The organism is Wolbachia endosymbiont (group B) of Pammene fasciana (assembly GCF_947251495.1).
Taxonomy (GTDB): domain Bacteria; phylum Pseudomonadota; class Alphaproteobacteria; order Rickettsiales; family Anaplasmataceae; genus Wolbachia.
On the sequence record NZ_OX366360.1, the window covers coordinates 890,524 to 911,475 of the forward strand.

At 33.9% G+C, this 20,952-nt stretch carries 11 protein-coding genes, 1 tRNA gene and 3 pseudogenes; 7 read left to right on the plus strand and 8 right to left on the minus strand.

Annotation, left to right across the window (positions count from 1 at the left end):
• Nucleotides 1–109: 109 nt before the first annotated feature.
• From gatA to OPR29_RS04215, 4 genes and pseudogenes are all read right to left on the minus strand, one after another.
• Nucleotides 110–1,576 (minus strand): Asp-tRNA(Asn)/Glu-tRNA(Gln) amidotransferase subunit GatA, encoded by a 1,467-nt coding sequence (gene gatA / locus OPR29_RS04195; protein WP_265025111.1) that lies wholly within the window; start codon nt 1,574–1,576, stop codon nt 110–112.
• Between the two features lie 186 nt (nt 1,577–1,762).
• Entirely contained in the window at nt 1,763–4,135 is a 2,373-nt protein-coding gene (gyrB, locus tag OPR29_RS04200) for a DNA topoisomerase (ATP-hydrolyzing) subunit B (protein ID WP_007302477.1), read from the minus strand.
• Nucleotides 4,136–4,356: 221 nt separating this feature from the next.
• A complete protein-coding gene (locus OPR29_RS04205) occupies nt 4,357–5,589 on the minus strand; it encodes a hypothetical protein (protein ID WP_019236892.1) in 1,233 nt (410 codons plus the stop codon).
• 70 nt (nt 5,590–5,659) lie between these two features.
• Nucleotides 5,660–6,525, minus strand: a pseudogene (locus OPR29_RS04215) (ankyrin repeat domain-containing protein).
• A gap of 232 nt (nt 6,526–6,757) precedes the next feature.
• Between OPR29_RS04215 and OPR29_RS04220 the strand changes: the two are divergent.
• From OPR29_RS04220 to plsY, 5 genes are read left to right on the plus strand one after another with little or no spacing between them, the layout of a single operon-like run.
• Complete coding sequence (locus tag OPR29_RS04220) at nt 6,758–7,441, plus strand: phosphatidylserine decarboxylase (protein WP_265025114.1); 684 nt, start codon at nt 6,758–6,760, stop codon at nt 7,439–7,441.
• Nucleotides 7,438–8,223, plus strand: coding sequence for a CDP-alcohol phosphatidyltransferase family protein (locus OPR29_RS04225; protein ID WP_254229922.1), 786 nt, complete (start codon nt 7,438–7,440; stop codon nt 8,221–8,223). The genes OPR29_RS04220 and OPR29_RS04225 overlap by 4 nt, the downstream gene beginning before the upstream one ends.
• A gap of 8 nt (nt 8,224–8,231) precedes the next feature.
• Nucleotides 8,232–9,566 (plus strand): alanine/glycine:cation symporter family protein, encoded by a 1,335-nt coding sequence (locus OPR29_RS04230; RefSeq protein WP_265025115.1) that lies wholly within the window; start codon nt 8,232–8,234, stop codon nt 9,564–9,566.
• 2 nt (nt 9,567–9,568) lie between these two features.
• Entirely contained in the window at nt 9,569–11,035 is a 1,467-nt protein-coding gene (locus OPR29_RS04235) for an alanine/glycine:cation symporter family protein (RefSeq protein ID WP_052264702.1), read from the plus strand.
• Between the two features lie 12 nt (nt 11,036–11,047).
• Nucleotides 11,048–11,623: a glycerol-3-phosphate 1-O-acyltransferase PlsY gene (gene plsY / locus OPR29_RS04240; protein ID WP_007302484.1), complete on the plus strand. Its 576-nt coding sequence runs from the start codon at nt 11,048–11,050 to the stop codon at nt 11,621–11,623.
• Here plsY and OPR29_RS04245 read toward each other — a convergent pair.
• The 3 genes from OPR29_RS04245 to OPR29_RS04255 form a co-directional block, all read right to left on the minus strand.
• Nucleotides 11,618–13,432, minus strand: coding sequence for a hypothetical protein (locus OPR29_RS04245; RefSeq protein ID WP_265025116.1), 1,815 nt, complete (start codon nt 13,430–13,432; stop codon nt 11,618–11,620). The genes plsY and OPR29_RS04245 overlap by 6 nt on opposite strands.
• 55 nt (nt 13,433–13,487) lie before the next feature.
• On the minus strand, nt 13,488–14,384 hold the full coding sequence (locus OPR29_RS04250) for a cation diffusion facilitator family transporter (protein ID WP_007302486.1): 897 nt from the start codon (nt 14,382–14,384) through the stop codon (nt 13,488–13,490).
• Nucleotides 14,385–14,411: 27 nt separating this feature from the next.
• Nucleotides 14,412–14,484 (minus strand) — tRNA-Val (locus OPR29_RS04255).
• Between the two features lie 695 nt (nt 14,485–15,179).
• Between OPR29_RS04255 and OPR29_RS04260 the strand changes: the two are divergent.
• A pseudogene (locus OPR29_RS04260) lies at nt 15,180–15,455 on the plus strand (DnaJ domain-containing protein); the annotation flags it as partial.
• Between the two features lie 866 nt (nt 15,456–16,321).
• Nucleotides 16,322–19,705 (plus strand): annotated as a pseudogene (locus OPR29_RS04265) (peptidase M2).
• Nucleotides 19,706–19,909: 204 nt separating this feature from the next.
• Here the strand turns inward: OPR29_RS04265 and OPR29_RS04275 are convergent.
• Nucleotides 19,910–20,866 carry an IS5 family transposase gene (locus OPR29_RS04275; protein ID WP_213863789.1) on the minus strand — a complete coding sequence of 319 codons (957 nt, stop codon included), beginning with the start codon at nt 20,864–20,866 and terminating at the stop codon, nt 19,910–19,912.
• Nucleotides 20,867–20,952 lie beyond the last annotated feature (86 nt).

The window sequence follows — 20,952 nt, forward strand, 5'->3', positions numbered from 1 at the left end:
TAGATATTTATGTGTGCCTTTGATGGTCTGTTATTTAGCTGTAAAAATCAAGCTCTTGTTTCCTATAGCCAAAATAATCATAATGCTATAGTTACTATAAGAAAACATATTACGTAAGGGAATTAACTATTCTGCCACAATTTTGCTCTATCACACTTGCCATATTTAATATTCCAGCTTCATCGTAATAATTTCCAATTACTTGTAAAGCAAGTGGTAAGCCTTCATTGGAAAGTCCAACAGGAACAGAAATAGCAGGTAACCCTGCTAAGCTTGCCGGCACGGTAAACACATCATTGATGCACATAATTAGCGGGTCTGGCTTTTCATTTAAGCCAAAAGCCTCTGTTGGAGCAGATGGCACAAGTATGTAATCTATTTTTTCAAACGCTTTTATAAAATCATTTCTGATTAATGCCCTAATGCACTGTACTTTTTCATAATACTCATTGTAATGACCTGAAGAAAGAGCATAAGAACCAATTAAAATTCTCCTTTTCACTTCTTTACCAAAACCTTCTGCTCTTGTTAGCGAATACATTTCTTCAAGGGTATCAGCATCAACCCTGAATCCATAACGTACACCATCATAGCGAGCAAGATTAGATGAAGTTTCAGCAGAACAAATTAGATAGTAAACCGGTATCGCATATTTAGTATGAGGCAGAGTAATGTCAACAACTTCAGCACCATTTTCTTTTAAATTGGAAGAAACTTTTTCCCAATTATGAACTATTTCATCTGAAATTCCATCCATCTTATACTCTTTTGGTATACCAATGCGCTTACCCTTAATATCACCATTTATAAAACTGGAAAATTTAGGCACTGTCCTTTTGCTCGATGTTGAATCTTTTTCATCATAGCCACAAATTATTTCAAGCATTAATGCTGAATCAGAAACGGAACGAGTAATTACTCCTGCTTGATCGAGAGAACTCGCAAACGCAATCATACCAAAACGCGAACACCTTCCATAAGTTGGCTTTATTCCCACTACTCCGCAATAAGCTGCTGGTTGACGTACAGACCCACCAGTATCGCTTCCTAATGCTCCAGCGCATAAAAACCCAGCAACTGATGCTGCAGATCCACCAGATGATCCACCAGGAACAACTTTTTCTCCGTCACTTTTTCTAATCCATACATTTTTAACAGGACCAAAATAGCTATTTGTGTTCGCAGAACCCATAGCAAACTCATCCATATTAAGTTTACCAAGCATGGCTGCTCCACTTTTTAAAAGCACATTAGATACCGTAGATTCATAAGTCGGGACAAAATTTTCCAGCATTTTTGAGCATGCTGTTGTTTTTATTCCTTTTGTACAGAATAAATCTTTAACACCAACTGGTATGCCCATAAGTGGTGAAATATTATCTTTTTGTTTCAAGAAGTATTCATCTGCTATTTTAGCAGCTTTTATCGCGATTTCTGGGGTTTTTGTTACAAATGCATTCAGTTGCTCATTTTCAACTGCATTAACATGCGTCTCTACAAGCTCAACAGCAGAAAAATCTCTCCGCCTAAGTCCATCATGCATCTCTGTAATAGTGAGCCTTCTCAATTCATTCATTAATATTCAATTTTAGCGAGGCATTAATTATAACAACAATAGGACAGAAAATCTATATATTTATGATCGAAAACGGGAATACAATCAAGATCAATTCAGATTTCTGAAATGGATTGGTTAGTAGTACGTTTTAAATAGCCGGTTTGGCACACAATGCTAAGCCATAAGGGTTTAGCGTTTCTAAAATCAAATATCAACATCATGCACGTTAAGTGCATTGTTATTTATAAAGTCACGACGTGGTTCAACTATATCACCCATTAGCACCGAGAATATGCTATCTGCTTCTTCACAATCTTTTATTTCAACTTTTAGCAGAGTTCTAGTTTCTGGATTGAGTGTAGTTTCCCAAAGCTGATCAGCATTCATTTCACCAAGGCCTTTAAATCTCTGCAGAGTTAAACCTTTTTTACCATAATCCATCACTATTTTTGCGAGTGTACTTGGAGACTTTATTTTTATTTCAGTTTCTTGCGACTGTAAAAATGAATCACCATTAAATAAGTCAATTATGTTATCAAGAGAACTCAATATATTCCGTATTTCTTTGCTTTCAAGCATACTAAGCGAGAATACATATTTGTCTGCTAACCCTTGAAACAATTTAGCAATGTGAATTTCCTCATCTTTTACTTCTACTTCCCAATTATATTCACTATACATCAATTTTAAATATTTTAATATCTCATCAGCAGACAATAGAGCATTCTTTTTGCTTAAAATTAGCAATGATTCTAAGAGATCTTTTGGTATTTCCCTATCATAATTTTTGCTAATGTTTGAAATACTGAGGCACTTATTCAAAACGAAACGCAAATCTTTGCCTACACCATTTAATGTTAATCTTTTAATCGCTGAATTTACTATATACTCTTCAAAAGTTTCATCATCTTTGATATAAGTATCTTTAGCATTTTTTGTAACTTTATAGAGCGGTGGCTGCGCTATGTATAAATATCCTTTCTCAATTACTTCACGCATATGTCTAAAAAAGAAAGTTAGAATCAAAGTTCTTATATGCGAGCCATCAACGTCTGCGTCTGTCATAATGATAATTTTATGATACCTAGTTTTTTCAATATCGAAGTGCTCACTCCCTATTCCAGCCCCAATTGCCGTGATCAGAGAGCCAATTTCTGCAGATGAAAAAATACGATCCAGCCCTGCACGTTCTACGTTTAGAATTTTCCCTCTTAAAGCAAGTACCGCCTGTGTTTTACGATTACGTCCCTGCTTTGCAGTACCACCTGCGGAATTACCCTCTACTATAAACAATTCCGATAACTCAGGAACTTTTTCCTGACAATCGGCAAGCTTTCCCGGTAGAGTTGCAATATTAATATTGTTTTTATTTTTAACTAACTCTCGTGCTTTTCTTGCGGCTTCTCTTCCTTTTGCTGACCTAATCGCTCTTTCTACTATACTTGCTGCTAACTTGGGGTCAGTTTCAAGTATTGTACTCAACTTGTCAAAAACTATGCTCTCTACAACTGCCCGCGCTTCAGAACTGACCAATTTATCTTTTGTCTGTGAAGAAAATTTAGGATCAGGCATCTTGAGAGATAAAACACAAGTTAAGCCTTCTCTAACATCTTCTCCAGTCAAATTCACTTTTGCCTTCTTCAAAAAACCTTCATTGTTTGCATAGTTATTGATACATCTGGTTAGTGCAGATCTAAACCCTGCCAAATGCGTACCACCATCCCGTTGTCTTATATTATTTGTGAAGCATAGCATATTCTCATAGTAGGAATCATTCCACTCCATTGATATTTCTACACTGGTACCTAGATCTTTTACATTATCTCTAATGCTGGCAATTTTAGTAACATGTGTCTTATTCTTGTCTAAGTACCGTACAAAATTAGCTGTACCAAAATTATCTTCAGACTCTTTACTATCGTTAAAATGAGACTCTACATGTGGTTTATTACGGAGATCACGCAAAATGATCTCAATATTTGAGTTTAAAAATGCCAATTCTCTGATGCGACTCTCAAGAGTGGAGTAACTAAAATCAATACTACTAAAAGTCCCCGTTGATGGCATAAACGTTACTCTAGTTCCTCTTTTATTTGTGTTTTCATTAATTATCTTTAAAGATTCAATAGACTCACCATCTTCAAAGCGCATAAAATGTTCTTTTTTATTGCGCCAGATGGTTAATTCCAGCCAACTTGATAATGCATTCACAACTGAAATTCCAACACCATGTAATCCTCCGGAAACCTTATAGGTATTGCTGTCAAATTTACCTCCTGCATGCAATTGGGTCATTATTACTTCTGCTGCCGATATTCCTTCCTCTGGATGAATGTCTGTTGGAATGCCACGACCGTTGTCGGTTACAGAAACTGAACCATCTTCATTTATGCTAACTTCAATCTTACTACAATAACCAGCTAAAGACTCATCTATCGCATTATCAACAACCTCATACACCATATGGTGCAAGCCTGATCCATCATCAGTGTCACCAATATACATACCTGGACGCTTTCTTACAGCATCAAGACCTCTTAGGATTTTTATTGCGTCGGCGTTGTAGTTACTTTCCATGGAATTGCTTTATTTATAAATATTAATTAATATTACATTTGTATGTGCTGATTAGCAACATCTTTAAGTTGAGAGAAGGATCCTTGACATGTAGATAAAACATAACATATCACCTACACGAAGTGGTTTTACATGTTATTTCAATACATAAACTTAAGTTCAAATAATCATACAAAACTCTGCTTCATATTTTAAAATAAATGGCGACAATCAAATACAATTTACCTTCTCCTTTCAATTGGACTTTCTAGCTCAACACAGGATAAGTTGCTCATACACTCTTCTAATATTTCATTCTTTTTATCATTGTTTAATCTATTGCTGAACTCTTGACACCTTCTCTCAAGAGCTGAATGCGTAGTCATAATATACCTTACTGTTTCAGATGATAACTCTGGTAACTCGCTACGGATCCTTTCTTGTTCTGTTCCAGAGAAATTGGTGAAATTGGCTCTGGCCATTTCAGGGAATTTTTGTGTGATCGTTTCTTTTATCATTTCTCTAGCCTCTTCTCCATCGAGTGTAATAACCACTGATGGATGTAAGCCAGATAAAGACTCAAATAATTTATTGTATGTTCCACCTGCACAACTTTGACCTTGATTACCATAAGTTGTTGCAGCGTCTACAAGACCTTTTACAAACATATCCTTTCTATTTTTTATGCCTGCATCACTCAAAGGAATTCTTTGATTCTCTGTTCCTGTATTTCTATCATTGCAGGCTTTCCAACATAAAATAGCTGCTTGCTTTAATGTTAACTTACTATGATTGTCTTTAAAATTATCTCCTGTTCTATTGATAAATCTTAAGCATTCAAGTGCATGAGATTTATCGCCTTCTGTAAATTCATTTGATTGTTTGATGTACTCTTCAATGTCGGTTGTGTTGCCTCTATTTAGCTGTACATAGAATTCATCTTTGCTTAAATTCTCTTTATACTTTTCTATGAGTCTATCAACACTCAAGTTTATACTAGCAACTGCACTTGGGTCATGAGTAGTTTGTGCCATAAAAGGAATGGCTGCTAAATCTTGAAAGAAAATAGGCCTTTCTTCCTCTGGAATTTGTTGTATTAAATCGTTAAACTGCTGTATTTCTTCAATGAGTGATTTGTTTAGCAAACATAAGCACAATATAGGCAGTACCAAAAGCACACAGGAATTAATAATGTGTATAATTAAAAAAATGCTTAATGTTATTCTAATAACATTTTTTGGCCACGCTGATAATCTTTTTTCATTTTCCCTTGGTTTGAAAAAATAATTTACTAATGATAAATACAAAGAGAGCTGTACAAGAAGAAAAAATGAAGGAATCATACTTACTAATAAAACTATATTAATGAATCTTTTAATTTTATTAGTGTTGTTGTAAGCATTTTGCACTCTTTCTATTAAAGCCTGTGCTCTATTTCTATTTTGCTGTTGATTATTATTTTGACCTGCAAACATACCCTATTCTAACATTAATATATCATACTATAGAAAGAATGTAAATAAAGCAAGGAATTTAGAGCTGCTTTTATTTTTGTTTGATTGGGGATACCACTTCTATACTTTCCGCTCCATCTAAGGTACTATTTGGTTTTTCTACAGTAATCTTGGGAGTTACTTTATTCTCGATATCTGCTCCATATGAGCTAAGTACTTCAATGGCCTTTTCATTCCCACTATTGAGTGCAATATCCAAGGCATCCATTCCAGCTTTATTTTTGTGATTGATAAAATTCTTCAACCGATCTCTACCAAAGCTTTCTATATATTGTTTAATGATGAGTTCCACTACTTTTCCAGGACAATTATTAGCAGCAGGAAAAAGTATTGTGTTGTTATTATTATCTTTTTCGTTATGTCTGCTTTGAGTTTATTTATCAAATACTCGATAACTTCTACTCTGCTATCATCCTTTGCTTCAGTGCATTGCCTAATAGCTAAAAATAAAGCTGTACGCCCATTATTATCAATATCTTCAATATTCTGTCCCTTGTCAACTAAGGCTTGTATTACACTTTTATTTCCATATAAAGTAGCAAGGTGAAAAGGTGTATGTCCTTCAGTGCTTTCTCTTTCATCAATTGACGCACCATTGCTAGCTAGCAATTCTATAAACTCTGGCGTGTTTGCAAAAATTGCAAGGTGCATTGGTGTTAAGTCATCTTTGCCATGATTTCCAGTTTTTGCGTTAACGTTTGCTCCGTTATTTATCAGCAATTTCGCTATTTCAAACTGCTTATACCCGATAGCAATATGTAGTGGTGTACGATTACGTTCATAATTATCATTGACATTTGCACCAAACTTTATTAGCAGCTCTGTAGCTTCAATATCACCCATCCGAATTGCAGAGTATAAGGAAGGAGATTCATCTTTTTCTATTTCCCCTGTCATACGAAATTAAGAACACAACAATTCATATATTATTAAGAATTATTATTAAGTTTTTATTAAAATAATATTAACAATAGCTAAGAAATTAAATTTTCATTAAAAATTAATCTCTATCAATGGTTATATAAGCAAATGTTTATATAACCATTCCAAAAGTGAAGAAGTGAAAAAAAGCTTTTCATGAGAAATTATAAATGATAAATTGTTAATAATGAATTATCGAGAATAAATTATGTGCTTTGGTTTACCTAACATAAACAGAGAAGGTTATTTATTTATAGTTGTTTCCTTTATCGTAACATGTATAGCATTCTCTATATCTTGGGGAGCTGGAATTACTTGCTTATTTCCAACGTTATTATGTACCTATTTTTTTCGTGATCCAGCAAGAGCTGTACCAAACAATAAGGACTTTATATTAAGTCCTGCTGATGGTGTAATTTCAAAGATAGAAGAAGTTAGTTACTCTTTATCAGAAGAGAATGAAGAAGAAAAGAAGTTTACGCTTGTTAGCATATTTCTAAGTGTTTTGAATGTCCACGTTAATCGTATACCAATATCTGGTACAATAAAGGAAATGAGTTATAAAAAAGGCAAGTTTGTTTCCGCAATAAGCAATAGGTCTAGTAATGAGAATGAAAAGCAGGTTATTGCGATTGAATATGAGAAGGGAAAAGAAATCATTGTAGAGCAAATAGCTGGATTTATTGCACGCCGTATTGTTTGTAATTTGAGGACATCTCAGAGTGTAAAAGCAGGTGAACGATTTGGAATTATAAGATTTGGTAGCAGAGTAAATATTTATATTCCCATTGGCATAGAAGTAAGAGTTTCAGAAGGGCAAACTGTTATTGGCGGTGAAACAATTATAGCAGATTTTAATAAACAAGAAAAGCTTACTTTTGATGTTATATGAATAACGATGAAAGTAACAGTAAATTTTTACCTATTACCAAGTTATTCCCAAACTTTATAACTTTATTAGGTTTATGTGCTGGCCTTACTTCACTTAAATTCACATTTAATGAACAATGGGAATTTTCAGCAATTTTTATTATCATTGCAGCAATAATAGATGGAATGGATGGCAGAATAGCCAGAATTTTAAAATCAACCAGCGATTTTGGAGCACAACTCGATTCTTTTGCAGATTTTCTAAATTTTGGTTCAGCACCTGCTTTTCTTTTATATTTTTGGAAGTTAAATGAAATTAAAGTTGTAGGATGGATTTTAGTAATGATATATGTAATCTGCATATCAATAAGACTTGCAAGATTCAATGTTTCGCTACATTTAGAGCAATTATACTGGAAAAAATTTTTCTTTTCTGGTGTTCCAGCCCCTGTATGCGCTTTACTTGTTCTGTTTCCAATAATTATTACCTTTCAATCTCATGAAAGTGAATATCTACTTCTTATAGAGCAATTTTTTAACGTAAAGAATACAGCTTGTTACTTTTTGACCATCTCATTTTTTTCGATAAGTCATATTCCAACTTTCTCTGCAAAATACATTTATGTCCCTAAAAGTTTATCCTATATATTTGTGTCATTTTTTGGAATATTGATCATACTGTTTATAAGCAAGCCCTGGATAACACTACCAATTTTAGGTGTAGTTTATATCTTGACTATTCCAATAAGTATCGGACTTTATATACATTACGCATATAAAACTAGTCAGCTACATAAAAAATAGTGAGCAGCATGATTATAAAAGTAACTGATCTATTAAACTCTTTTTTATATATAAAGATATTCAACATACCATTTATAATTATTTGGGTAATTGCAACTGGGGTTTTTTGTACGATTCGATTCAAATTCATTAACTTTAGGTTGTTCAAATATGGAATACAAACACTATTCAACCTAGAGAGCCATAATAATAACGGCATAATCACCCACATTCAGGCATTTGCAACGGTAATTTCAGGAACAGTTGGTCTTGGAACAATATCAGGAGTTGCAATAGCTATTACAATAGGGGGGCCAAGTGCAGTTTTTTGGATGATAATTACCGGAGTACTTGGCATGTCAATAAAATTTGCTGAAGTAGTGCTTGCATTTACTCATCGCTCTGAAAACACAACTGGTGGGGCTTTTTATTATATGGAACATGGACTTGCAAAGATTGGATTTATGAAGACTGGCAAATTCCTTGCATTTATCTACGCAGTTATGCTGCTTGTTGCAATGATTCTAGGCGGCATACCATTTCAGGCAAATCAAATTGCAGCGTTGTCAAGTAACTTATTTGAATACAACACATCTGTTATTATCTCGCTATTTGTATTAATTGTAATACTGGGAGGAATAAAGCGAATTGCTTTAGTTGCAACAGGTTTAGGGCCGATCATGATAATGTTATATATAGGCATGTGTATATATTTAATCTGTGTAAACGGAAATAATCTACTGAATGCTCTATCTATAATATTTCAAGATATCTTTAACAAATCAGCTATAGGAGGTGGAGTATTGAGTGGATTAATAGCAGGGGTAAGAAGGTCAGTGTTTGCTAATGAAGCAGGTACTGGAACAGCAGCTATAGCACATTCGATTGTAAAAGAGAAAGACCCAGTTAAAGTTGGAAGTGTTGCAATGATTGCACCATTTGTAGACACAATATTAGTCTCATTTTTGACTGGTGTTGTGATAATTATTACTGGTATGCACAGTACCAATGAAATTGGTGATATTACTCTAGTTAGTTCAGCATTTTCAACAGCCTTGCCTTTATTGAGCAAGCTAGCTCTTCCGCTGATAATGTTTTCCTTTGCATTTTCCACAATAATAGCTTACTATTACTACTGTGAAGTTGCCCTGTTGTACTTATTTGGTAACAAAAAAGTACTGATATTGTTCCAAATTCTTATAGTGGGTTCAGTGTATATCAGTTGTATGTCAAAAAATATAGAATTTATATCTTATTTAGGCGATAGCCTGTTTATGTGCCTTATGATTCCAAATGCTGTTGCAATATATCTACTGAGAAGGGAAGTCTTAAATACAATAGATTCTTATTACAAAAGGTATTAAACATGATTTATAGATTGCTTTGCATGATGTTATTTTGCCTATCGTTTAACGATGTATACGCTGCTTCAGTTTTTCATAAAAGTTATGACACTGCATTAAATGGAGTAAGCAACTTCATGAATGAAGTGTTGTTTTTCAAGATCTTTCACGTACCATTTATAATTCTTTTATTGGCCTTTGGTTATATATTTCTAACACTACGTTTTAGATTTCTCAACATAAGGATGTTTAAGCATGCGTTCGCTATTTTATGTGGAAAATATGACACAGATCATCATGATGGTCACATTACGCATTTTCAGGCATTTGTAACCGCGCTATCAAGCACAGTAGGTCTTGGAACTGTTGCTGGTGTTGCAATTGCAATTTCAATGGGAGGGCCAGGAGCGGTACCTTGGATGATGATCACAGGCTTTTTTGGTATGTCTGCAAAATTCGCTGAAGTGACTTTAGCATTCAGGCACAGAACAGAAGGTCAAGAGCAGTTATTCAGTGGTCCCTTTCAATATATAAGAAATGGACTAGAGGAATTTGGATTTAAGAAGCTTGGTATTGTGATAGCTGCAATATATGCAGTGTTTTTTGTATTGTCAGGTCTTGGTGGAAGTGTAGCATTTCAGACTAATCAAATGGTTTCAATATTATCTGGCTATTCAAGCTGGATAGATAGTCATCCTTGGGTTCTTTCCTTCATAATTTCTACATTACTTGCTCTAGTGATTATCGGTGGAATCAGGAGAATAGCTAGAGTATCTTCTGCACTAGTGCCTATTATGTCACTCATATATATTTTGAGTTGTTTCACGATTATTGCATTCAATATTCACAATTTTAGCAATACATTAAAAATATTGTTTTCCAGTATGATAGACTTCAATGCTGTTGGTGGTGGAGTAGTAGGAGCATTTGTCGCTGGGATTCAAAGGGCAATTTTTGCCAGTGAAGCAGGTGTTGGTTCTGCTGCAATTACTCACGCTGTAGCTAAAGATGAGGAGCCGGTTAGGACTGGTCTAGTTGCTATGATAGAACCATGCTTCGATACAATGTTAATTTGTTGTTTGACAGGAATAACAATAGTAATAACAGGCGCATACCAGACTGGCATTGGCGAGGGAATATTGATCACCCAAAAAGCATTTGAAACAGTTTCTTCTTGGTTTCCTATACTTTTAACCATCGCTGCGCCTTTGTTTGCGTTTTCCTCAGTAATTTCATTTGTATATTGTTGTGAAATGGGATGGCTGTATTTGTTTGGTGTAAAAAGTGTAGTAATATATCGTATAGCGGTGGTGGTAGTTGCATTTTTGTCAGGTTTGTCTAAAGATATAATGGCTATTGCTAATATTGGTGGGGCTTTATTCTCTTGTTTAGCACTCATCAATATGACAGCACTTATACTGTTTAGCAATCAGATTAATGATGAAGTTCAATGCTATCTAAAAAGACTGAGGAATAACAAGATCAACTAGATTTTTAGTATAATGGAGAAATATATAATTCTTATATTATCTTACGTAATCGGTTCAATACCGTTTAGCTTAATTATTGCAAAAATAAATGGTATAAATTTAAGAGAAGTAGGTTCAGGAAACATTGGTGCTACAAATGTTGCAAGAACAGGAAATAAGAGACTTGCTGTCCTCGCATTATTTTTAGACTCTTTGAAAGGATTTGTCGCGGTTTATACAGCACAACAATTTTGTGATAATAACGATTTATATATATATGTATCTGCAATTTTAGCAGTTCTAGGTCATATGTTTCCTATTTGGCTAAGGTTCAATGGAGGAAAGGGGGTTGCAACAACTTTGGGAGTTTTGATAGCACTTAACATTTCTATAGCATTAGCATTTGTATTTGTCTGGCTAATAGTATTTTTTATCTTTCGGTACTCCTCTCTTGCTTCCTTGGCTGCTACTGCAGCAGCTGTTATAGCATCTTTCTTTTTTCAAAAGGAGTTATTCCTTATACTACTCACTGTAGCGATATTAATTTTCTTGAAGCATTACAAAAATATTGCAAATCTTCTGCAAGGCAGAGAACGTAAGTTTTTATGAGCTATGTCTCATTCCTTCTACTACATTACTAGCGGATACTCCATGTGAGAGACGACTTGAGACTACTTCTTCTACTTCTTTTATTATTTCTTCCATGTTTTTTCCACTTTTTTTACATGCATCATCAAGTGCTAATTTTAGCTTACGTATATCATACTCTTCTAGCATCTTATTCATTTCTTCTTTCGTTATCTCTAATTTTTTTAGTAAGATGTTCTCCATTATTTCTCTTTCATCACCTTTATATTGTCCATTTAGTCTGTTATATGCAATGCAACACTTCCTTTCTCGTGGCAAGGCTGACAGATTTTGCAATGTAGCATCTATTTGAGCTTCTATAGGGTTAACTTTCCTAGCCTTTTCAGCAGTTTCTGACCTAAATTTCTCTACTTCTTCTTTTATTATTTCGTCAGCTATTCCCTTAGCTTCATTCAAAAATGAATCCTTAAGAGCAAAATCTATCCTAAGTAAATTTTGGTTTAAAAGCTTCAAAAAGACTTTTTCTTTGATATTTTCGAGTTGGTCATCTAAAGCATGCTCCTGCAGTCTATCTCTCATGTGCTGACCCAACACAAAGTGCTCTAATTTATTTAACTTTACAGAGCTGATATTTTTCATTAATGTCAGCACAATTTGTTCACTATACTGAGAAGTAAAACTTAGCAACCTTCTCATTAAAGGAACGCTTACTTCTGCAATAAAATCATCAACTATTTTTTGACTTTTATCATCTTCATAATTATTTTGGGCGTTATGCCAAGCCCTAAGAATTTCTTTACTGTTCTTCTTATTTTTTAGCCTGTCTAACATAAACTTACGTGCTTCATTTTCTGCTTCTGTAAGGAGCATTTGTCTAGGTGGTGTAAATTTAATCTCTGGATCGGAATGAATACCCTCTAATGTACTTAACATTCTGTAGATAACACCAGTAAAACATGTGTTAGGAATTCGTTCTTTTCTAGAGAAAGTTTGGCTATCTAGTAAATTTGCAATCAACGCGTCTTTTTTATTTTTTACAGCTTCTCTATCTCCATCATTGCAGGCTCTAAGAACTAACAGAAGAATTTGTCCACCAGTGAAGCCAGAGCTATGTTTCTCATTACCTTTGCAAAAATCTTGCAAAAACATTACTAATTTTCCCTTATTCTCATTACTAAATGGTTGGCCATCAAGCATATGTAAGTGATTTATATATTCAATAAATTCTTTAAATCCCTCATTATTAATAGTGTCTTCAGATACTTGTTCAGTATATTTATCTTTTAATTTGTCAATATTTTTAATGATATCATTATTTAATTGATGGGGTAGTAAATGTTCAAGCTTAATATCAAAGCTATTGACTAGCCCACGTGAGTTTTCTTTTATGCCTTCTAAAAAGAAACTAATAGCAGCTTTGAGTAACGTAAATGGATTAAAATCCTTTGGCCTTAATTCACTTTGTAATAGAATTAAAATCATTGCAAGTGGTATTGTTGCAAGTAACGAAACAAGCAGGAAAGTAGTTGTAAAAGTTATATATGTTATAGAGGCAAAAAATAAAAGGAAAGATGCTATCTTAATTTTATTTTTCTCAAAAAATATTTCCCAATATTCCTTTTTACTTATTTTTTCCTGCTTTGCAGCTTTTATGTCTTTATAAACGTAAAAAGTTTTTATTTCAGATCTAAAAAACAATGTGGCAAAAGATAAAAAGACATTGGCAGGATTAACTAAAATGCTTAAAGAAACAAAAGCTGCGAAGTAACTTGCTGTCTTTAATCTGTAAGAATCCTTTCCAGGAAATTGTATTTGGGAAACACCTATCATAGCCTACTCTCTATAATATTATGATATTGTAGTAATAACAAATAGCCTATAGATGTCAATGCTTAAGTATTTTACTGTCTACGCACTCATCGTATTCAATTTCAACTGTAGAGTGTGCAATTTCAAATCTATTTAATAGTATTTTTTTTATCTCATACAGAATATTAGTATGTTGCCCATTTTGCTTTATCTTGGCATGCATAGTAAGTATAAAATAATTATCAGATAGTGACCATGCATGTATATGATGCACATCTATCACTTCAGGTAACTTAGATACAATCTCACTTTTTATCTCCTCAGCAGATACACTCTCAGGTGTACCTTCAAGGAGTATATGGCAAGAATTCTTGAGAATTTTATAGCCACTGTTTAAGATTATTACACTGACAAATACTGACAAAATAGGGTCCACTATTTGCCATCCGGTAAACATGATAATTATGGATGCAAGTATAGCAGCTACAGAACCTAAAATATCTCCGATAACATGCAATACAGCACTTTTTATGTTTATATTACTTTCGCATTTACTATGTAATATAAAAAAGACTATAATGTTAGAGATCAGGCCAAGTGTGGCAATTATTAGCATTACTTTCCATTCAACATTGACCGGACAAATGAATCTCTTTATTGATTCAATTATAATGACCGCTGCAATGAAAAATAGAGTTAAACCATTAACAAATGCTGCAATTATCTGCAATCTGTGATACCCATATGACCTCTGTAAATCAGATTTCTTAGCTGAAAATTTGTGTGCTATCCAGCTTAAAACCAAGGCAAAAAGATCAGTGAGCATATGTCCTGCATCTGATAGTAGAGCAAGCGAATGTGAAATTACTCCACCTGCTATCTCCATAAGCATTGTTATTGCGACTATTATTATGGAATAAATTAAGCGCTTGGACTCTGCTATTGAGTGTTTGCCATTGTGCACTGCTGTCATATAAAATCTTTTTATGAGCAAAAATCGTGGGTAACACTGGGCTCGAACCAGCGACCCCTTGCACGTCAAGCAAGTGCTCTACCAACTGAGCTAATTACCCATCGTAGCTTTAGTATAGTGCTTCAGTGAAATGAAAGTCAATTTGCTTTTAGACTTCTTGCTGGATGAAACTCCTTGACAAATTTCCATAAGTGTTGAAAGTATCAAAAATGGCGTGATATAAGGTGATCAACGACATGTAAGTTACCTCCTGATAGTAAAACAATTGAACGTAAAAAAAGAGTCATTAAGATTTAATGTAAACTGTAATAGTTCTATCTTAAATCCGTCTAAGTTACTTCTGATTTTATAAATAAGAAGCTGCTTATATAAATATACACTTTCATTCCATTCATGTCCAAGTTAATGTAATTTATTTGGAAATAGTAGGAAAATTTAGTATATCGTGAAAATATCTATATTAGCCTACTTTTGCCACATTTATATACGAACTAATTTACCTGAACTAATTTACCTGACTTTGTTGCAGCAATTTGAAGCTTCTATTTTTACAACCACGTATTTATGCGGCTTGCTCTTACAAAGGTGGGTGTTTTTTGCAATTTTAAGAAGGTAAATAAACAAATTTCTTGTAACGCTACAGGGTTTAGTATTTTTTATAAATCTTTACTCAATTTATTAAAATTTTGACAGTTATTATAATATTTGCTACACATTTATATTGTATTACCGTGCTTTCATAAAGATGTAGTATTGGTGATGTAATGAAAAATGTTTCAAAATAGAGAGGAATAAATGATTGATCATTATAAAGTATTAGAAGTAGAAAGAAATGCTACTCAAGATGAGATAAAAAAAGCATATCGAAAATTAGCACTTAAGTTTCATCCAGATAAATTTCCTGAAATAGTAGATCTCAATATGTTAAAAGCAAAGACGCACCTTTCAGAAGCAGAAAGAGATCAACTAATTCAACTGAAAAAAAAATTTAAAGAGTGCGAGGAAAAGTTCAAAAAGATATCAGAAGCATTCGAAGTATTATCTGATCCAGAAAAAAAAAGCCAGTACGATAATGGAGATGATCCTAGTCAACAAACTTATGATGAACACTCATCATGGGAACAACAAGAGTCAGAGAAAAGACACCAAGAAAATAAAAATCCAATAATTCCTATGTCTTTAGTAATACTTTTAATATCTACGACAATAATCTCAAAAACTAGTCTTGGAAAATCAAAAGTAGGTGCAGTTGTTGCAGCAACACTTGGAGGACTGCTATCTATGCCAGTTGTAAATAATTTAGAACACATAGTGGAGTCAATGTCAGATAATTCTGAAGCAAGACAGAAGTCAGCGCTAATTGCAGATAATTTAAAAAAAGTATGCAAGTCAATTAGTACAAAAAATATTGTATTATCAGGAGTTATTGCAGGATTATGTACATCGATTTCTTACATCATCCTTAATACTCATATAGAATCTTTCAAATCTGACCTTATAACTGTAGCTGCAGCTGCAATTGGGGGTGGAGCTGGTGCTGCATTGTCAAGAACTGTTTTTACAAAATTGGAAGATGTTGATACTGAACAACCAAATATCCCAGAACAGAGCATATAGCTACTCTCTCCTTTATCGTTACCCCGGTGTTGTGATACTGGGGTAACACCGTTCGCTATGTAAATTAGCTAAAATGTTCATACATTTTTTACTGAAATGACATTATTCACTGCTTCCTATATAGTTTGAAGACATGCTCTTAGCGGCTGCCTGAGGTTAGCTATAGAATTTTATCTATATTCTCGATTTTTCATATTGAGTTAACTATCTATACTTTTTTATTAAGATATAAATTATATCAATATGAGAATTTACACTTTCTTAGCGGAAGTAGCTTTATGCTTGATATTGTAAAGACTAATAAATTAGGGGTTAAAGTAATGACAATCAATCGACAAGTAAATAAAAATATATCTAAAGATGAATATTTTAACAACAAGCATATCATAGAAGTTAAAGATTTAAATATCAAAGTAGAGGTTCATTCTCATGATTTAAGAACAAGTAAAGTTGCTCACATTGAAAGTGAGATAAGAGAAACAGCTACTAATTTTAAAGATGCATTTAAGCTGGAGCCTGGTAGCTCAGAACAAACATTCAAAATTTATGTGTTTGATGATAAGGCTGATTACACTCACCTTGGTGGAAGCGAACGTTTTGGTTCTTACCTTGGAGATGAAGGTGGTAAATGTTACTACAAAGGAGAAGCTGATATTTTTGCTGAGATGTATGTCTATCAGCAAGGTGGCGTTCATAACCTTCAGCATGAATTTGCACATGGTTTAACTTACTTGGCTACAGGAGGAAAATCTCTACCTACAGTATTAATGGAGGGAATTGCAGATTACTTTGAGCACCATTCAGATCACAAGTTCAATGCTCAAGGGTCAAGTATCGATAAAACCGAAGCTGCAAATCTAGATTTAGATAAAATTTTAAGTTTAAAATATTCAAATAACAGCGAAGAAAATAGTTTGGTTTATAAGACAGGCCATGCGTTGATAATGTACTTACAGGAAAAAGATCCTAGTTTATTAAGAGACTACCTAGATGCTTTACGTCAAGGTAACTCAGATGAATCAAAAAGTTTCTTGAAAGACATAAAAGGACATGATGCTGACTTCAAAAGTTGGCTTGCTGAGAATGATACAGAAACTGCAATGGAACATCTCAACGCTTTGCAAGTTACAAAAGGAGATTTTATAGCAACTGGTCAAGAAATAGTGGGTGGAGAAATTAAAGATGTATCGTATTATAAAGCAAATATAGAAAAAATAGATGGAGAAAACGTTGGAAGTTTTTCTCCTGTAGAACATGTTGCGTTTTATGATGTTGCTCGTGCTATAAATAGAGCAACAAATGATACACTTGATATATCAAAGGAATATCATTTCCTTAAGGTAGTAAAAACTTCCGATGGACAGGATAAACTAACTTACTCTGACCAACAAGGTAATGAATACCAAAACAGTCTAGAGTATAAAAGTCAGGCTTTAAGGACATTGTCAAATTACGATGAGAATTTAAAAAAAGTTTATGATAATGCATTGAAAGCCCTGGATGAGCAGATTCGCAAGGAATCCGATGCAGTACGTGAAAAATACCATAGGCAAGAGATTTCTCGTGAAAAACTTTTGGAACAATATAATTTCATTACTTCTTCCTCTCGATATGAAGAATTGAAAAAATCCTTGCTTGATGAGATGATAAGCACTGGTTCAAAACAGTTAAAGTCAACTCAGAACATTGACGTAGAAAAGATGTTAGAAGAGATGGTTAATATCGATCCAAACCTAATCAGAGGTGCTCATATTAATCTACAAGAAGGTAAAGTTTTCTCTATCAAAGCTCTTGGTCACGGAGATATGGGTGCACTATCTATATATGATGGGAATACAAAGCTTGGAGAGTTGTCGAGCGAATCGGGCTTTTTTAAGCAAGTTGAAGGTCAAACTAAAGAAACTTTTGTTTTTGAGGACATATTGCACAACTTGAATACTCAATATGACGGTGGTGCTTATATGGCTATTACAAAAGAAAATGGTCATTATAAAGCTTCTCTGATAGATGGCAGAACAGTTGAACGTGATGAATACTTTGATGAAGCACATTTACATGAAAATGAATTGTTGCATCCTAGCACTGGACACATTCAAAAAGATTTAGATTCTCTGCTTCTTAGAGGGACCAAAATTCTAAATCATCAGGATTCAAAGCATGCTCAATATTCTGATGAGCAAAGAGAAAGCGGTGTAATCGTAGAAAAAGGAACATTATTGGATGATAAAGGGACTGATAGAACAGACGACGATGTATACGAAGCGGTTGTAAAGCAAGGAGGCGAAAATCTACATGCATTCAAAAATATGGGCTTCTATATCACTGAAGAGATGAAAAATGAAAGAGGTGAAGTTGTAAATGGGAGTAACTTATTCATTCATGATCACGGAAAAAATGTACGCTATCAGTTACCTGAAGAAGTTACTCATCTAAAGTTAGTGCAAAAGGATGACGGATACAAATTAGTGCCAGCTGATGAACGTGGTAATGAATATAGGTATGATGCTCAAGGTAATACTATACCAGAAGAATACAAATATATCAACCCAGTATTTGCACATGAATATGAAAAGAGAGATTATTCTCATAAACATATAAATGTGGGCCTTATAAACTTAGAAAAATATGCCCCTGGTAAACTTTTTACCATTAAACATGATCCAAATGATTATCAGATACAAAGAAACTCGAGTGGTGAAATAGTGAGAATCAACAATCAAAGATATTTCACTAAAGTAAAACTATTTGATGGTGATACTGATGAAGAAATTGGAATGTTATCTAATAATTTCCATAACTTCAAAGGAAAAATATTCTTTTCTGCTGATTATAACTACAGTTATAACGATTTCCTATCATCTGTTTCTCCTCAAGTTGAAATTGAGGATATGGGAAATGGAAGTAAAAAAATAACTTTTGATCAAGGTGATGGCGATATCGGTGACACTAATAGAGGCTACACTGACTATCAAAGGATATACACAAGGGAAACCGAAAGTCCAAAAGGGCAAGTAAGTGAAACTAAGACAGAAGTTCATAGTACTACTAATGTTGTTGCTGAAGAGAGAAACGACAATAGTGAAATACAGTCTGATCAACCACAAATTCCAACAAGGGCAAAAAGGTCAGCTTCAGTGGAGGAGAAAGAGCAGGTAGTGTTGAAAGACACAATCTTGAAAATAGAAAAGAGCTATGATCGAGATTCATAAGGAAAGCATAAGGCAAATGTAACCATAGATTATAATGATGTAAAAGCTTTGTATGATAGGGCAGAAGGAGCAGAAAAGCAATCTGTGTTAGATTTTTGGAACAAACTGCATACATCAGAATACAAGGTTGGTGCTTTGCCGGAAGACAAGTATTACTTTAAAGATGGCAAATTTGTAATTCACGATAGTGATACAAAAAAGCTTATAGTGTTACCTGAAGATAAGGTATCCATCAAAATAATGAAGGATGGTGATAGTTATAGTTTGGCTATATCAAATGGTAATGGCAAAGTAATAAGCAGCATTAGTAAAATAGATAATCCAAATTACGAATTGCTATCAGATTCAAGCCACTTCAGCTTAGAAACACAAGATAACTTTGAGTTATTAGATCAACATCATGAATATAATCTCTATCTAGAGAATGGTTTTGTGAAAATGTTCGACTGCGCAAGCGATCACGTTTATCACGACCACAACTCGGCCTATATCTAATATACAAGGAGGGCCCTGCCCTCTTCTTGTCATTCAAGTAGCTGACACTGGTTCACCTTATGATGGTGTCATACCAGTGCTCAGACACTGGCATCCAGTTAAATTTGCTAGTATAAAAGTAATCAACGTTTCTTATGATGGAAAAATGGATTCCAGTGGGCTTTGTTGCACAGCTCTTCGGATAGTGGGTAATGTATAATAAATTCATGAAGCTATATCAAACTTAGCCATGCCTATTTCAGTAAATTTGTTAAGCAAATAACACTTGAGTAGCAGTTCCTTCTCACGATTAATCTCAGATTTATTCCTAAAACTAAATCCAAATATTTGCTTCAGTCGCGAGAAAAAACTTTCTATATAAGATCTCTTCCAATAATTTATCTCTTTTTTCCACCTCTTCATACCATCTTCATCATATGACTTTATGAGCTTGATTGTAGAATTTCTCTCATTCATATAATCCAACTTTGGATGCTCTACTGCATTATTTTGCGGAGGAATCCTTGTCTTTATGTCAAGCTCATCGCACAGTTTGTATAACTTCTTTCGATTATATGCCCTATCTGCATATATCGTGCTTATGTTATACTTGGTATCCACTCTTTCAATAAGATCACAGGCTCCATAGTGGTCGGAATAAACTCCACTACTGTATTTTGCAGCTATAACTTTTTTACTACCTATCTCTAGCATTACATGTAGCTTTCTTGTTTGCTCATAGCGGCGATACTTTCTATCTGTACCATTTGCCTTACTATGGCCTGGAATATTATTGTAGATGCTGATACCTGTACTATCTATAGCAATTTCAATATCTTCCATATCGTTCTTATCAACTCTGCAGTCGTTGATTTTGATATTAAGCTTTTTAAACCTTCTTGAAGCCTGCGAATAGCTGATAATTTGCAAAATTTTCCCTATTTGCTCAAGATATTTCTCTATAAATCCCACTGTTTGCCTAAGACCAATCCTGAATAGATAGGTTATTATGTGAATTAGAATCACTACTTTGTCGCTGTAGACATTGTTGCCACCTGCTACTTTTGGACTATTTTCGTACCAATTTTCAATGGCATCGTTGATATAATGAAAAACATTTCCCCTTTCTTGAAGAAATTTGTTATATTCATTGCAGTTACTGACTTTCATTCTTATTGGCATATTTTTCCTTTGTCGGCTAAATATCTATTTTATAACAAATTCCATCAGTAACTGCCTGTTCTTTCCTTGAGTGGTGCAACAAAGCC